This is a genomic window from Haladaptatus sp. SPP-AMP-3 (assembly GCF_049568665.1).
Lineage (GTDB): Archaea > Halobacteriota > Halobacteria > Halobacteriales > Haladaptataceae > Haladaptatus > Haladaptatus paucihalophilus.
In genome coordinates, this window is record NZ_CP145897.1 from 2466094 (window position 1) to 2480825 (window position 14732).

Sequence of the window (14732 nt, forward strand, 5' to 3'; positions counted from 1 at the left end):
CCGCTCGCGGTCGCTGTGCGGGATATTCTGGCCGCCCCGCACCGCACGGCCAGAATAGTTGCCCGCACAGCAGACCAGGCAACCGCGACCAAACGGCCCCTTTCAGTCCTCCCACAACACCGTCACCGCAATCGCATCAGCCACGTCCTCCCCAACCGATTGCGCGCTTCGCTCCGCTCAGTGCTCATCCCTCGCACGCTTCACCGAGAACGGCTCGGACGGACTATCCTCGCCGTCCCGCCAGCGCGCGCCACAGCGACAAGTCGGGTACACGAAACTGGGCTTTCCATTCCGGCGCGTGCGCCAGCAGGCCCGAGGACTTCACGTCCGAGGGCCTGTTAGTTATCACGCGAGGGATGAGCACCGGAACGAAGTGAGGAGCGCAATCGGCTGGGGAGGGTGAGGCCGTCGCGGTAGCTGTGTCTGGGTGGATTGAAAGGGGCCGTCTGCTCGTGCCTGCGTGGTTACTTCAGCGGCCCCTCTCGATGAGGTGTGCGGTTTGCACCGAATCGAGATGCCGCTGAATAACCGCGAGCATGGCGGGGGCTTTCTGGGATGTCAATTCAGTAGTTGCAATCACACCAAAACCGGTATCACGTCGTCCTGAACGCGGAACGATTTCGAAAAATCACCCTCGCAGTCGCCAAACGCGTTGACGACGGTTTTAAACCCGTTTCGTGAGAATTTCCGCCCATGCAAACGCACATCGTCCCGGTCGGGTTCGATTACGACCGGCTCATCGCGCCGCTCGTGCGCGACCAACTCGACGTGGACCGTGTCATCCTCTTGGAGGGCGCGGTGGGCAGCGAGGCCAACGTCGAATACTCGCGGAACCTCTCCCGCAAACTCGGCAAGGACTTCGAGAACCTGCTCGGCGCGGAAACCGAGCGCGTGGTCATCGAGGACGTCTACGACTACGACACCGCGTTCGAGCAGGCCTACGACCGCATCAACGCCGAACTCGACGGCGGCGGCGAGGTGTGGGTGAACGTCAGCGCCATGCCCCGAACGGTCAGCTTCGCGTTCGCCACCGCGGCCCACTCCATCATGGTCGAACGGCAGGAGGACCGCGAGCGGATACACACCTACTACACCGCTCCGGAGAAGTATTTGGAGACGGAACTCGCCGAGGAGTTGCGCGAGGAGACCGACCTACTCGAATCTGTCTTGAACGGCGAGGTGGACGAAGGACGCATCGAAACCCACCTCGAACGCGCCCGCGACCTGCTCTCGGAGTTCGACGAGCGCGGGACGACCATCGGCGCGAAACGGGTCGGCTCGGGACACATCGTGGAACTGCCGGTCGCCTCGTTCTCGAACGTCAAGCCGTTCGAGGAACTCATCCTGTTCACGCTCGGCGAGCACGGCCAGTTCGAGAGCGTGAGCGAACTCGCCCAGACATTGGCCCGCGACCTGAACGAGGAGTACACCGATAGCTTCCGCTCGAAAGTCATCTACAACGTTGACCGCCTCGGACCGGGCGGAAAGGGCTACATCGAACAGGAGGAGGAGGGCAAATCCTACCGCACCCGACTCTCACGAATCGGGGAGCTGTGGGTGCGGTCGCACACGAACGGGGACGCGTAGGGCGGAGGACTGGTCAACCGGCGGTGTTCCCTTCTACAGGTACTCTTTCCACTGCTCGCGGAGGTCTTCGAGGAACCCCTCTTCGCCCGCCGCCTCCAACTGCTCCGTCGCGAGCGTCCAGTACTGTCCGCGGTGTTCGACCAGTTCGTCGTCGGCCAACTGGCTCAACACCGGGCCGACGCTGCCGTCCGGTATGTCCGTGCCGTCGCGCACCTCGGACCGGGTGAACGCCTGCTGGTCGTTCACGGCGAGAAACGACATCACGCGGTGGGCGTTGGTTCCTTGTCGAATGTCGAGCGCGGCGTCCGGCAGGTGTCGAAACTCGTCTCTGTCGATGGGCATGAAACGGATTTCGACGGGTTTCTACTAAAATATACTGGATAGTACTGAATGCTATCGAATTCTACTGTCTACACGGATATGATACTGGTTCTTCTCGTATTGCACTGATTCCTCCGGTATCGCACCGAAACGTCCCGAGAACACCGAAGATTGGTCGTGACCTATCGTCTCATCCCTAGCGTCCCCGCCTCCAACTTCTCTACTCGGGTCGTGAGCGCCAGGAACGTCGCCAGCAGGGTGATGACGACCGCACCGGCGGCCGCGATTTCGTGGGTCGGCGACGGGTGGCTGTATCCCGCGACGAGGATTTGTTGGGCCGGAAGGCCGGTGTGGTGGGGCGTGCCGACGATGGGAACGAAGTAGTCCACGAGGTCGTTGAAGCCGTACCAGACGACGGCGACGAAGACGGCACCGACCGGAAAGTCGCTGTAGCGGTGGATGAGGAACGCCTCGACGACCATGGCGAGGTGGCTACAGAACAGGAAGGCGTACATCGGCCAGCCGACGCCGATGAACCCCGAGAAGAACGTGGTCAGTACGAACGGCGTCCACAGGCCGAGTTTGATGCAGCCGAAGAAGGCGAGCATGTTCACCCACTCGTTGTTCCGCCCGAGTTTCCACAGGGCGAGCGACAGCGCGATGAACAGCGTCGCCATCGGGCTGTCAGGGACGAAGGGCCACATGACGGCCGGTTCGACGCCGAACTGCCACGTCATTAGCGGGTCGGAAAACGGGTACGGGTGAAAGCCGTAGTACCAGAAACCGAACGCGGTGCCGACGAGGTTGATCATCACGATGGGCCACGCCATTCGCAACCCGAAATCCTCCAGCCATTGGGGAAGCGGTGCGACGTACCACGGGAGGTCCTCGAGCGGCGGGAGGCTCGTCATACCCTCGGCGAGGAATTGTCGGGGCAAAGAGGCTTCGATTGGCGTGTCACCGGAGTAGCCGTTCCGCAATCGGTACGTCTTAACCCTCCCCTTCGTTAGGGGCATGCATGGCAGAGCCAACCGACATCGAGGAACTGAAGCGCGGCACGGAACTGGTCAAGCGCGGCTTCGCCCGCATGCAGAAGGGCGGCGTCATCATGGACGTCGTGAACCCCGAACAGGCCCGCATCGCGGAGGACGCGGGCGCGGTCGCCGTCATGGCGCTCGAAGCCGTCCCGGCGGACATCCGAAAGCGCGGCGGCGTGGCGCGGATGGCCGACCCCGCCGACGTCGAGGAAATCATCGACGAGGTGTCCATCCCGGTGATGGGTAAGTCGCGAATCGGTCACACGACCGAGGCCCAAATCCTCGAATCCATCGGCGTGGACATGATAGACGAGTCCGAGGTGCTCACCCCGGCGGACGAGAAGTACCACATCGACAAGCGCGAGTTCACCTCGCCGTTCGTCTGCGGCGCGCGCAACCTCGGCGAGGCGCTTCGCCGCATCAACGAGGGCGCGGCGATGATTCGAACCAAGGGCGAGGCCGGTACGGGCGACGTGAACCAAGCCGTCCACCACCAGCGCACCATCAAGGGCGCGATTCGGGAACTGCAGGGCAAGACCCACGAGGAGCGCGAGATGCTCGCCCGCGAACTCGAAGCCCCCGCGGAACTCGTCCACGAAACCGCCGAAGCGGGCCGTCTCCCCGTCGTCAACTTCGCGGCGGGCGGAATCGCGACGCCCGCCGACGCGGCGCTGATGATGCACCACGGCTGCGACGGCATCTTCGTCGGCTCGGGTATCTTCGGTGCAGAGGACCCCGTACTGATGGGTAACGCCATTGTCGAGGCGACGAACAACTGGGACGACCCGGAGCGCCTCGCCGAGATCAGCAAGGACATCGGCTCGGGCATGAGGGGCGAGGCCAACGTGGACCTACCCGAAGAAGAGAAGATGCAGGGCCGCGGAAACTGAGCGAGACTCCCTTTTCGCCGCGCGTTAGCGCGCTTTCGATTCGAGACGGAGTGCCAACCGCGTCAGCCGGTTCGTGTCCATCAGTCGAATTCGTGTCCGTCAGTCGGCTCGTGTCTATCAGTCGCCCTGTCTGTACGTCATTCGAACCAGCGTCTCGACGCCGCCCTCGGGAACTTCCATCTCGGGGTCGAACGGCTCGAAGCCGACCGACTCGTAGTAGGGCACCAGTCCACGGCGACAGAGCAGCGAGAGGCCGACGACGCTCTGTAGGTCGGGGTGGTTCACGACGGCTTCCATGAGTATCTTACCGAACCCTTCGCCGCGGCGGTCGGCGGCGACGATTACGTCGAAGACGTTCGCGTAGTACGTGTAGTCGGTCAGGATACGTGCTGCAGCGACGAGAGTACCGTCACGGGTCTCCGGCGGCGCGCACTCGATACCCACGGTGACTTCCGTTTCCGAGAGCGCGCTCCGAACCCCCTCCACGCTCCGGTCCTCCCACCACTCGTACTCCTCGTACAGGTCGGTCAGTTCGCGGGCGTCGTCGGGTGTGAGGTCTCGGACGCGTCTCATTCGTCCCGTCGGTTTTTCGCGCCGAAATAATTCTCTTTTGATACATTGGCAACCGTTAGCACGGGGGCTCGACGGTTTCATCGTCAGGACCGCTGACGGCGTCGGAAAACGACTGTAAAAACGGAACGCGAATCGAACGCGGTTATTCGAAGTCGCGGCGCATGGCGATTTCGAACCACGGGCAGAGACGAAGTTGGCGGTACCAGCGCGGGTTCTCGTGCAGGCGCTCGTAGGGAACCCACATCACGCCGCCGACTTCCTCCTCGACGGGGTCGAGCGATTTATCCGTCAGGGTGAGTTTGAGGACGGAACAGACCTCGTGTTCGACGCCCTCCTGCGGATAGTAGCGCTTGTACTCGAACTTGTCCGTCACGCGGAGGTCGTCGTACTGGTTCGGCGAGATACCCAGTTCCTCTTCGAGACGCTGCCGCGTGGCCTCCTCTTGGGACTGGCCGGGTTCGGGGTGGGACGCGACGGTGCCGTCCCAGTAGGTGTCCCAGAGGCGCTTCGTCGGCGAGCGCTGTGCGAGCAGGATGTTGTCGTCCTCGTCGAAGATGAGCGCGGTGAACGCTCGATGGCGGATGCCGTCGCCCATGTGGGCGTCGAGGCGGTTCACGATTTCGAGTTCGTTGTCGTCGCCGTCCACGGCGACGACGTTCTGGCGAGCGTTCTTGTGTCGCTCGTCGGTTTCGGCGCTCTCGGTGGCGGATCCGCCCGACGAGTTGGCGGCGTTGTCAGTGCTCATACCGCTATAGAGAACCATCCGTTTCAAACGTTCTTCGGAAATCGTTCGACACGAAGTCGTACCGTTCGTCCTCTCGACCCGAAGTCGCGCCATTTACCTTCGCGCGAATCCGAGTGTCGGGTGATGACCGACGCCGCTTCCGCCGGTGAGGACGACTACTCCGGGTTGCTTGGCGCGTTCCGCTACAGTTTCCGCGTCTCCGACTCGCTCGTTTTCCGGCTGTACGTCCTTCTCAGCTTCGTTCTCGGGGTTATCCTCGGGTTCACGTTCGTCCTCGCACTGGTTCGCTGGTTCTACCTCACGCTCGGTCACTCCGCGCTGGAGACGACCTCGAACGCCTTCCTCGGCGTCATCGCGCTCTTCGTCCTCGGACCGCTGTTCGCGCCCGTCCTGTTCGTGGCGCGTCGGCACCGACGCGACGAAGGCGAAGACGCCCGCTACGACACGATTCTCGCGCTCTCGGGCGTCCTCTTCCTGCTCTCGTTGTACGTCGGGGTCATCATCTCCGTTCCGGCGCAGTACCAGTCGGCGAACGCCGGTGCCCTCGGGAGCTTTCTCTACTCGCTCCCGCAACTGTCCGGCCTCGTCCCGCCCATCGTCTCGGCGCTGTTCATCTACGCCCTCCATCGGTTCCTCAAGTAGCGGACGGGAGCGCAACCCGGAAAAGGAACCGCGACGTACCACCTGCCATGACCGAGAAGACGAGCACGTTCCTCGTCACCCACGCCGAAGACGACTCGGCGGTGCTCAAGGACGTTCACGACGGACAGGTACACACGCTTTCGAGCAACCCCGGCGTCGAAGCGGACGACGCCATCGAGGCCACGGTCGAACCCGAACCCCCGATGGAAGTGACGTGGACCGCCGTCGAAATCGACGAACGACGGTCCCTCACGGTCCACGAGAGCGACGAATCGCCGACGGGTCACGAGCGAGACATCGCCGACGAACAGGAGGTTGGCGACTTGGAACGCACCGAACGCGCCGGAATCGGCGAGATTCACGTTCTATCTGTTCCGCCGGAGGAAACCGAAGACGCCGTGGCCGACGTGCTGGACGACGAGGGAACGCTCTCGCGTGCGGCTCGACTCGGCGTGAACCGCGTCGAAGTCAGGTCCGAGGACGGAACGGTGAGCGTTCGGTACTTGCCATAGTATTGTTTGCGGTCAATGTCTTTAATAAGTGCTACTTACTCAGTGCCACATTTGGCGCGAATCGTACTACTATCGACTCTCTTGCCATTCTGGTAGGCGACCATTTCGTACGTTTCTCCAGTAGGACGTCGATTTCCCACGTCCCAAGTAACGTCTGTTTGCTTCTCTGTCACCTTTGATGTGGAGATTTTGGAACCATTTTCCGAGTAGACCGTAATCTTCCCTACAGACTTCGGTTCGATTTCCAGAGTGGTTGTAATTTGAAACACCGTTACCGTTCCATCGTCGGTATCTCGTTTGACAGAATCTCCCTGATACTTGAGCGCTGTAATCGCATCCGTCTTGAACGCACGTTTCGTCGAGTAGGTGCAAATGCTTTTGTCTCCACTATCTTTACCGAGACAACCTGCAAAAAAGACTGTGCATGCTCCATAGAGGACTTTTCACCGTTTGTATAGGGCAGACATACTAGCGGTATTGCACCCATGCATATGATCCTTATCAATCAATTTACCATATGCCTATTAATCCACACTTTATAACTATGATATATTGTATATTATAATGTGGTCTATATTTAAAACGCAAGAAACGAAGCGCGGACACCCTTATTCGTACTACGTCGCCACCTCGCTCGGAAAAGCAGTGATGAAACACGGTATCGGCGAACTCATCCGCGAGGAACACGACATCCTGACGCGTTACAGCTACTCTTTTCTACCTCACCCCAAAACCCCTCGTCCATGGCAATGCAACCGCACCTACTCGTTGACGAGGGCGACCTGAACGACATCGCGCTGATTCCCGGCGACCCGGGGCGCGTGGACCGAATCGCGGCGCAGTGTGACTCTTCGGAGGTCGTCTCCGAGAACCGCGAGTACAAGGTCGTCAACGCGGAGTACGAGGGGACGCCGCTGACCATCTGTTCGACCGGAATCGGCTGTCCGTCGGCGACCATCGCCATCGAGGAGATGCACGCCGTCGGCGTCGAAACCGTCATCCGCGTCGGGACGACCGGCGCACTCCAGGAGGACATCGAAATCGGCGACATGGTCGTCGCCACGGGCGCGGCGAAAGACGAGGGGACGACCCGTCGCTACGAGAAGGACACCTACCCGGCGGTGCCGGACTACCACGTCCTCTCGGCGCTGGTCGATTCCGCGGAATCGAACGACGAGGACGTTCACGTCGGCCCGATAGCGTCCGACGACGCGTTCTACGCGGAAACCGACGAGTACGTCCGGTCGTGGGAAGAGGCGAACATCCTCTCCGTCGAGATGGAGGCGGCCGCCGTCTTCTCCGTCGCGCGGCGCAAGGGCATGCGCTCGGGGGCCATCTGCACCGTGGACGGCAACCTCGTGAAGGGGACCCAGAAGGGCACCGACACCGAGGACGACGAACTGCCCGAGAAGGCGAAGAACAACGTCGAGCGCGCGATTCGCATCACGCTCGATGCCATCGTCTCGTTGGCGTAACCGAGAGCTGACACGGGCGGCGATTTTCGTAAAACCGACCACAAGAGTGTAGCGGCTCCCCGTCGTGGTGCTCTCTATGGGTGGAGGGGACGGGAGCGAGGAGGCGGCGAGCGACGAGTCCATGTTAGGGGAGGTTCGTTCGCCCCTCTCCCCGCCGTCCCTCCGGTCGCTTCCGGCGGACAGCGACCTTCGAATGGTGGTGTTGGCGCTCGCAATCGGGATCATCGCCGGACTCGGTGCGGTGTTCTTCCGATTCGCCATCTGGGTCGTTCAAGAGGTATTCTACGGCCCAGCGCTCAATCCGGGGAGCGTCGAGTTCGCGCTCGTCCCGGTTCCGAACGCCTTTTCGATACTGTCGGTGCTCGGTCCGGTCAGGCTCCTCCTCCTTCCCGCCGTCGGCGGCCTCATTGTGGGCGTCATCATCAAACTGACGACGCCGGAGGTGAAGGGCCACGGCGTGCCGAAGGTCCTCGAATCCATCCTCGTTCGGAGCGGCGAAATCGACCCGAAGATTTCGGTGTACAAGACGGTCGCCTCCTCGCTCGCTATCGGCAGCGGCGGGTCGCTGGGTCGCGAGGGTCCCATCGTCCAAATCGGAAGCGCGGCGGGGTCCTTCTTCGGGCGGTACGTGGACCGGAGCGCCTACACCCGGACGCTGGTGGCGGCGGGTGCGGCGGCGGGCATCGCCGGGACGTTCAACGCGCCGTTGGCTGGCGTCATGTTCTCGTTGGAAATCCTGCTCGCCGAGTACTACCTCCAGAACGTCATCGCCATCGTCTTGAGCGCGGTGATGGCGACGGCCGTCGCGCGGTCGTTGCTCGATTTCACGCCGAATCCCGGCGTCCGCGAATTTCTCGTTCCCATCCAGTACCGTCTCGTCTCGCCGGTGGTCGAATATCCGCTGTACGTCCTGCTCGGCCTGCTCGTCGCGCTCGTCGGCGCGGGCGTCGTGAAACTCCTCTACCGTACCGAACACGTCTTCGAGGGTCTCGACCTTCCGCCCGTGACGAAACCCGCGCTCGGCGGGGCGCTCCTCGGGCTTTCAGCCCTCGTCACGGCGGTCGCGTTCGGCGTCTCCCCGCTCCGCGGCGCGACGTGGCTGTTCGGCGTTGGGTACGGCACGATTCGCCACAGCATCCTCGGCGATTACGGATTCGTCCTGCTGTTGGTGCTCGCGCTGATGAAGGCCGTCGGGTTCTCGCTGTCGGTCGGGAGCGGCAGTTCCGGCGGGGTGTTCTCGCCGTCGCTGTACATCGGCGCGATGCTCGGCGGCGCGTACGGGGCCGCAGTCCACGCATTCGTACCCGGCACCGCCGGACCCGGTGCCTACGCGCTCGTCGGCATGGGCGGCATCTTCGCAACGTCCGCCCGCGCGCCGCTGACGGCGACGCTCATCATCTTCGAGTTGACCGGCCAGTACACCATCATCCTCCCGCTCTTGCTCGTCTGCGTCCTCGGCAACGAACTCTCGAACCGCCTCCTCCGAGGGAGCACCATCTACATCGAAAAACTCCGGGAGCGCGGAATCACGGTGCAAGAGCGCCGTATCGGCAGTCTGGAAGACCTGACCGCGAGCGATGTGATGACGACGACCGTCGATACGCTCCCCGCGGAACTGTCGGTCGAGGACGCGATTCCGACGATTCGAACCAGCGACCACGGCGGCTTTCCGGTCGTCGATTCCGAGGGCGACCTCGCCGGAATCGTCACGCTCACCGACTTCGAACCGTTCATGGCCGGTCGCGTCGAGGGCGAAACCGAGCGCCCCGAGGCGGAACAGACCGTCGGCGACGTGTGCACGACGGACGTCCGTACCGTGACCCCGGGTGAGAACTTGCTGTCGGTCGTGGACAAGATGGAATCGTTTGATATCGGACGGTTACCGGTAGTCGAAGACGGCGGGGTGGTCGGAATCGTCACCCGAAGCGACGTGTTGGATGCGTACGACCGAATGCCGTCTTTCGTTTAAGAACGTCCACTTTTTCGGTCGTCTGCATATCGAAAGGGAAATCCCCCCTCGCTCAGTATAGGCACATAAATGGGGTTATTGAGTTCGTTACCTATCCTATCGGGGTCACAATCAACTACCGGTGATAGCTCTCGAGGGTTATCACTCGGTGACGAAGAAATACAGATGAACCTTATCGCGATCGTCATCGGAATCATTGCGGGACTCGGGGCGGTCGTTTTTCGGTTGACGATTTGGGCGGCACAGGAGGTCTTTTTCGGAACGACACTCAACCCGGGAAACGTCGAGTTCGAACTGATAGACTTTCCGAACGTGTTCGGCGCGCTGTCGTTCCTCGGCGACGCGCGGTACCTTTTGCTCCCCGCCATCGGCGGCCTTCTCGTCGGCGTCATCGTCGTGTTGACGACGCCGGAGGTGAAGGGCCACGGCGTCCCGAAAGTCATGGAATCGATGCTCGTTCGCGGCGGGAAGATAGACCCGAAGATTTCGGTGTACAAGACGGTCGCCTCCTCGCTCGCTATCGGCAGTGGTGGGTCGCTGGGTCGTGAAGGCCCCATCATCCAGATTGGAAGCGCGGCGGGGTCCTTCTTCGGTCGCTTCATGGACCAGAAGTACACCCGGACGCTGGTGGCGGCGGGTGCGGCGGCGGGCATCGCCGGGACGTTCAACGCGCCGTTGGCTGGCGTCATGTTCTCGTTGGAAATCCTGCTCGCCGAGTACTACCTTCAGAACGTCATCGTCGTCGTGTTGGCGTCCGTGATGTCCACCGCCGTCGCGCGGACCATTCTCGAATTCACGCCGAATCCCGGCGTTCGGGCGTTTCTAGTTCCTGTCGATTATCAGATGGTCACGCCCATCGTGGAGTTCCCGCTCTACATCGCCCTCGGCTTCGTCATTGGCCTATCCGGTGCCGCCGTCGTCAAGATGCTGTACGGCACCGAGCACGTCTTCGAGCGCCTCGACCTGCCCGAGTACGTGAAACCGGCCATCGGTGGCCTGCTCCTCGGTGCCACCGTTCTCATCAGCACCGTCATGCTCCACGAGTCGGCGCTGACGACCGCCGACTGGCTGTTCGGCGTCGGATACGCGACCATCCACTCGGCCATCGCGGGCGACCTGACGCTCAAAATCATCCTCGCGCTGGCGATTCTGAAACTGCTCGCCTTCTCGTTCTCGGTCGGGAGTGGCAGTTCCGGCGGGGTGTTCTCGCCCGGACTCTACATCGGCGCGATGATCGGCGGCGGATTCGGCATCCTCGCCAGCATGCTCTTCCCCGGTACCGCCGGACCCGGTGCCTACGCGCTCGTCGGCATGGGCGGCGTGTTCGCGGCGACCGCCCGCGCGCCGCTGACGGCGACGCTCATCATCTTCGAGTTGACCGGCCAGTACACCATCATCCTCCCGCTGCTCGTCGTCACGGTCATCGGCAGCGTCGTCACCCAACGCCTGCTCAACCGCGGGACTATCTACACCGAGAAGCTCCGTGACAAGGGCATCACGGTGCAGGAACGTCGCATCGGCAGTCTGGAGGACCTGACCGCGAAAGACGTGATGACGACGAACGTGGACACGCTCACCACCGGTTCCGGTTGCGAGGACGCCCTCATGATGTTCCAGCAGACGAAACATCACGGGCTTCCGATCGTCGACGAGAGCGGCAGTCTCGTCGGTATCATGACCCTGACGGACCTCGAATCCGAACTCACCAACTCCATCATCCACACCATCGAGGGCCGCGAGGAGATCAACCTGCCGGACGAGGAACTCGCCCCGGTGGAGAAGATCGGAACGACCGAGGTGCTGACCGTCCCGCCGTCCGCGAACCTGCTCTCCGTGGTCGATATCATGGAGAAGTTGGACGTCGGCCGCATCCCCATCGTGGACGAGGAAAACCACCCCGTCGGAATCGTCACCCGGAGCGACATCCTCGACGCCTACGACAACGTTCCCGAGTTGGCCCGCGGGACCGAAGTCGATATTCCGGTGGTCGCGGAATCGAAGCTCCCCAACGTCAGCGCCGACAAGCAGGACTGAGAATCGATCGGACCGACCGAACCGGTCCGATGCGGCAGGAACGCATATAGTTCACGCTGGAAAACCCTTCGTTGATGCGCAACTGGTTGCGGACGATGTACGAGCGGTCGTTAGCGCGCGCTCGACGCGTCAGACGCCGCGAAACCAAGGAGTTTCGTCGTTGGTTGGAGACGAGTGCGAACCTCCGTCATCTGACGGCGTTGATAGCCCTTCCTCTGCTCATCGCCGGAATTACGGCGCTCTCCGACCGCATCGAAGAGCTCTCGTTCCTGCTCTATCCGCCGCTCGCATCGGGAACCTACACCCTCTTCAGCGACCCGGACGGACGATACGCCTCGCCCCGGAACTTCGTCGGCGGCCTCGGAACGGGCGCGGTCTGCGGCTGGTTTTCCGTTCTCTTCTCGGAGACGTTCCTCAACGTCCCGGAGATACAGCCATTGCAGGCCCACCCCGTCACCGCGGCGCTCGCCGTCTTCCTGACCATCGCGGCGACGTGGGCGCTCTCGCTCGAACTCCCGGCGGCGTTCTCCACGTCGCTGCTCGCCGTCGTCGTCGGCGTTCACGACCCGTACTACGTGGCGAGCGTCATCGTTTCGAGCATCATCGTCATCTCGGTCTTCGGTGCGTGGCGGCGGGAATTCTATCAGAAACGGTCGCGCTATCTCTACCAATCCACGAAGGGTGACGACCACGTTCTCGTGCCGATGCGGGGACAGTACGCCGAGGGAGCGGCCATGTTCGGCGCGAAACTGGCGTCCGCCCACGACGCCGGAAAAGTCGTTCTGGTGGACATCGTGGACGATACCGCCATCGAGAAGGCGAAGGGGGACGGCGGGGACGGGACCGAGCCGACGCTCGTCGCGCGAGAGAACGCAGAACTCGACGCCGATGGGGTGGCAGAAACGCAAGCCGCGGACGAAGCGGCCGCCCGCCTCGAACGACAGGCCCAACGGATTCGAACGCGGGTGGGCGTCCCCTGCGAAGTCGTCATCGCCGGGGACGGAAAGAACCAGTCGCGGACGATACTGCGGACGGCCCGCGAGACGAACTGCGACCTCATCGTCACGCCCTACGAGGAGAAACACGGTAGCCTCTCGCCGTTCGTTCGCAAACTGTTCCGCGGGCGAATCGACGCCATCGTCTATCGACCCGCCCCGGACACCGACTCGGCGGACGCTCGGAAGCACGAGTGGAAACGTATCCTCATTCCCGTCCGACGGGCCGGTGATACTGCCCACGCGATGATCGACTTCGCCCAACGTCTCGTCGGTCGAACGGGGACGGTGAGCGTTTGTACCTGCATCGACCGTGAATCGGAGCGGCGGAGAGCGGAATCGACCCTCGCCGACCTCGTAGAGGCGTTCGAGGGGTCGTTCGAGACGCGAATTTCGCGGGACCACATCGAGCAGTTCCTGACGGCGAACGACGACCACTACGACCTCATCTTCATCGGGGCGAGCACCAACCGAAGCGCCGCGTCGCGGTTCATCTCGCCACCGACGTTCGAGCGACTGCACGAGGTCGAATGCGACGTGGCGGTCGTCCACCGCGGCTGAATCGCGCGAAACGGCTCAGAAATCGTCCAGCGTTCGGTTCGATGGGTCGCCCGCCAACTGCGCCGCTAACTCCTCGACGTGTTCGCCGCCGAGGGCCGCCTGAACCAGCATGCGACCGATGAGCGCCGGACTGACCACGATGTCCGCACCCGCCCGACGGAGCTTTCGCACGTTCTCCCGCTCGGTGGCGGACGCCACGATTCGAATGTCCGAGTTCAACTGTCGAGCGGTCAGGACGGCGAGCGAGTCCGCGGCGTCGTCCTCGGTGGCGACGAGCACCGATTTGGCGCGGTCGATGCCGACGCGCCGAAGTACGTCCTCGTCGCTCGGGTCTCCGTGGATGACGGTTTTCTTCGCCTCCCGGAGTTCCTCTACGAGGTCCGCGTCTTCCGCGACGACGACGTATTCGGTTCCCCCGTCGAGTTCGTCGAGTATCGATTCCGTGAGCAGGTGGCCGTAACCGAGGACGAGCAAGTGGTCTTCCATGAGGTTGATGTTCGTGTTCGTCGATTTTCCGAGCGCGCTGGCGAAGCTGTTTTCGAGAATCGGTGCGAAGAGGACGCCCAGTGCCGCCGCGAAGCTTCCCGCGCCGAAGACGATGACGGTCATTCCGAACGCGCGGGCGACCGTGGTCGTGGGGTGAATGTCGCCGTACCCGACCGTACTGGCGGTGATGAGCGTGAAATAGAACGCGTCGAACCAGGAGTTCAGGTCGGAGAAGTTCGTACGTAGCGCGTACGCGCCGATCGTCCCGTAGAGCTGTGCGCCGACGACGGCGGCGGCGGTGGCGACTTGCGCCGCCGACAGTTCGACCGGTTGCTGAAACCGCGTCCGAACGAGGAACAACGCGGGAAGCGTGAGGAGCGAGAAGACGACGAGCGGAAGCGAGTACGGCGTCGACTGGAGGAGGCCGTGAATCGCGGTGACCGGCAGCAAAATCGCGCTCGCGTACCACGCCGAGCGAAGGCCGCGACGAAGGCCAACAGCCGCGACGAGGAGCAGAAACCCTACGATGGTGCCGGTGTACGAAGTGGCCTGACGGACGGCGCGCGGAATCAGTCCCCCGAACAGGCCGCCGCCGGTCGGACCCGTCGCGGTGCTCACGAGACCCGTCGCTATCGAGAGCAGCGCGACCCCGATCACCAGCCATACCACGACGCGCGCCGACGTGAACCGCCGGACCCCCCTCGCCATACGACCGTTCGTGCGACGGCCGCCGCGATAAATCGGGTGGCCGAACGGTCACGTTTCCCACTCGAGTCGTGGCCGGAACGGACACGATTCGTGTCGCCGAATGACAAACTTCGGCGATTCGACCGTCCGAATCTTTATGTCGGATACCGGGACCAATCCACCCCGATGGTGACAGGGACGGCGCTGATACGGATTGC

The 14732-nt window shown here is 62.7% G+C and carries 13 protein-coding genes; 8 read left to right on the plus strand and 5 right to left on the minus strand.

Going from position 1 to position 14732, the window contains the following annotated elements; genetic code table 11:
- Positions 1–693: 693 nt before the first annotated feature.
- Entirely contained in the window at positions 694–1587 is an 894-nt protein-coding gene (locus tag V5735_RS13480; protein ID WP_423743988.1) for a DUF6293 family protein, read from the plus strand.
- A 33-nt stretch (positions 1588–1620) separates the two neighbouring features.
- On the opposite strand, the gene V5735_RS13485 is transcribed toward V5735_RS13480, so the two are convergent.
- Together V5735_RS13485 and V5735_RS13490 are read right to left on the minus strand one after the other, a co-directional pair.
- A complete protein-coding gene (locus V5735_RS13485) occupies positions 1621–1929 on the minus strand; it encodes a hypothetical protein (RefSeq protein ID WP_007976799.1) in 309 nt (102 codons plus the stop codon).
- A 161-nt stretch (positions 1930–2090) separates the two neighbouring features.
- On the minus strand, positions 2091–2819 hold the full coding sequence (locus tag V5735_RS13490) for a DUF1405 domain-containing protein (protein WP_423743989.1): 729 nt from the start codon (positions 2817–2819) through the stop codon (positions 2091–2093).
- Between the two features lie 107 nt (positions 2820–2926).
- On the opposite strand from V5735_RS13490, the gene pdxS reads away from it, so the two are divergent.
- Positions 2927–3835, plus strand: coding sequence for a pyridoxal 5'-phosphate synthase lyase subunit PdxS (gene pdxS, locus V5735_RS13495; RefSeq protein WP_423743990.1), 909 nt, complete (start codon positions 2927–2929; stop codon positions 3833–3835).
- Between the two features lie 117 nt (positions 3836–3952).
- Here pdxS and V5735_RS13500 read toward each other — a convergent pair whose 3' ends face one another.
- Positions 3953–4408 (minus strand): GNAT family N-acetyltransferase, encoded by a 456-nt coding sequence (locus V5735_RS13500; protein ID WP_423743991.1) that lies wholly within the window; start codon positions 4406–4408, stop codon positions 3953–3955.
- 142 nt (positions 4409–4550) lie between these two features.
- Positions 4551–5153, minus strand: a complete 603-nt coding sequence (locus V5735_RS13505; RefSeq protein WP_423743992.1) for an NUDIX hydrolase — start codon at positions 5151–5153, stop codon at positions 4551–4553.
- 123 nt (positions 5154–5276) lie between these two features.
- Between V5735_RS13505 and V5735_RS13510 the strand changes: the two genes are divergently transcribed.
- The 6 genes from V5735_RS13510 to V5735_RS13535 all read left to right on the plus strand — a co-directional run bounded on the left by V5735_RS13510 (position 5277) and on the right by V5735_RS13535 (position 13341).
- A complete protein-coding gene (locus V5735_RS13510) occupies positions 5277–5795 on the plus strand; it encodes a hypothetical protein (protein WP_423743993.1) in 519 nt (172 codons plus the stop codon).
- Between the two features lie 47 nt (positions 5796–5842).
- Entirely contained in the window at positions 5843–6307 is a 465-nt protein-coding gene (locus V5735_RS13515; protein WP_423743994.1) for a DUF5812 family protein, read from the plus strand.
- Between the two features lie 743 nt (positions 6308–7050).
- On the plus strand, positions 7051–7782 hold the full coding sequence (locus V5735_RS13520; protein WP_423743995.1) for a nucleoside phosphorylase: 732 nt from the start codon (positions 7051–7053) through the stop codon (positions 7780–7782).
- A gap of 76 nt (positions 7783–7858) precedes the next feature.
- A complete protein-coding gene (locus V5735_RS13525; RefSeq protein WP_423743996.1) occupies positions 7859–9751 on the plus strand; it encodes a chloride channel protein in 1893 nt (630 codons plus the stop codon).
- A gap of 165 nt (positions 9752–9916) precedes the next feature.
- Entirely contained in the window at positions 9917–11785 is a 1869-nt protein-coding gene (locus V5735_RS13530) for a chloride channel protein (RefSeq protein ID WP_423743997.1), read from the plus strand.
- Positions 11786–11859: 74 nt separating this feature from the next.
- Entirely contained in the window at positions 11860–13341 is a 1482-nt protein-coding gene (locus tag V5735_RS13535; RefSeq protein WP_423743998.1) for an HPP family protein, read from the plus strand.
- A 15-nt stretch (positions 13342–13356) separates the two neighbouring features.
- Here the strand turns inward: V5735_RS13535 and V5735_RS13540 are convergent, their stop codons facing one another.
- On the minus strand, positions 13357–14535 hold the full coding sequence (locus V5735_RS13540; RefSeq protein ID WP_423743999.1) for an NAD-binding protein: 1179 nt from the start codon (positions 14533–14535) through the stop codon (positions 13357–13359).
- Between the last annotated feature and the right edge of the window lie 197 nt (positions 14536–14732).

Excerpts from the sequence above, each read along its gene's own strand:
- V5735_RS13480 (WP_423743988.1), top strand. The coding sequence starts at position 694 with ATGCAAACGCACATCGTCCCGGTCGGGTTCGATTACGACCGGCTCATC.
- V5735_RS13485 (WP_007976799.1), bottom strand. The coding sequence starts at position 1,929 with ATGCCCATCGACAGAGACGAGTTTCGACACCTGCCGGACGCCGCGCTC.
- V5735_RS13490 (WP_423743989.1), bottom strand. The coding sequence starts at position 2,819 with ATGACGAGCCTCCCGCCGCTCGAGGACCTCCCGTGGTACGTCGCACCG.
- pdxS (WP_423743990.1), top strand. The coding sequence starts at position 2,927 with ATGGCAGAGCCAACCGACATCGAGGAACTGAAGCGCGGCACGGAACTG.
- V5735_RS13500 (WP_423743991.1), bottom strand. The coding sequence starts at position 4,408 with ATGAGACGCGTCCGAGACCTCACACCCGACGACGCCCGCGAACTGACC.
- V5735_RS13505 (WP_423743992.1), bottom strand. The coding sequence starts at position 5,153 with ATGAGCACTGACAACGCCGCCAACTCGTCGGGCGGATCCGCCACCGAG.
- V5735_RS13510 (WP_423743993.1), top strand. The coding sequence starts at position 5,277 with ATGACCGACGCCGCTTCCGCCGGTGAGGACGACTACTCCGGGTTGCTT.
- V5735_RS13515 (WP_423743994.1), top strand. The coding sequence starts at position 5,843 with ATGACCGAGAAGACGAGCACGTTCCTCGTCACCCACGCCGAAGACGAC.
- V5735_RS13520 (WP_423743995.1), top strand. The coding sequence starts at position 7,051 with ATGGCAATGCAACCGCACCTACTCGTTGACGAGGGCGACCTGAACGAC.
- V5735_RS13525 (WP_423743996.1), top strand. The coding sequence starts at position 7,859 with ATGGGTGGAGGGGACGGGAGCGAGGAGGCGGCGAGCGACGAGTCCATG.
- V5735_RS13530 (WP_423743997.1), top strand. The coding sequence starts at position 9,917 with ATGAACCTTATCGCGATCGTCATCGGAATCATTGCGGGACTCGGGGCG.
- V5735_RS13535 (WP_423743998.1), top strand. The coding sequence starts at position 11,860 with ATGCGCAACTGGTTGCGGACGATGTACGAGCGGTCGTTAGCGCGCGCT.
- V5735_RS13540 (WP_423743999.1), bottom strand. The coding sequence starts at position 14,535 with ATGGCGAGGGGGGTCCGGCGGTTCACGTCGGCGCGCGTCGTGGTATGG.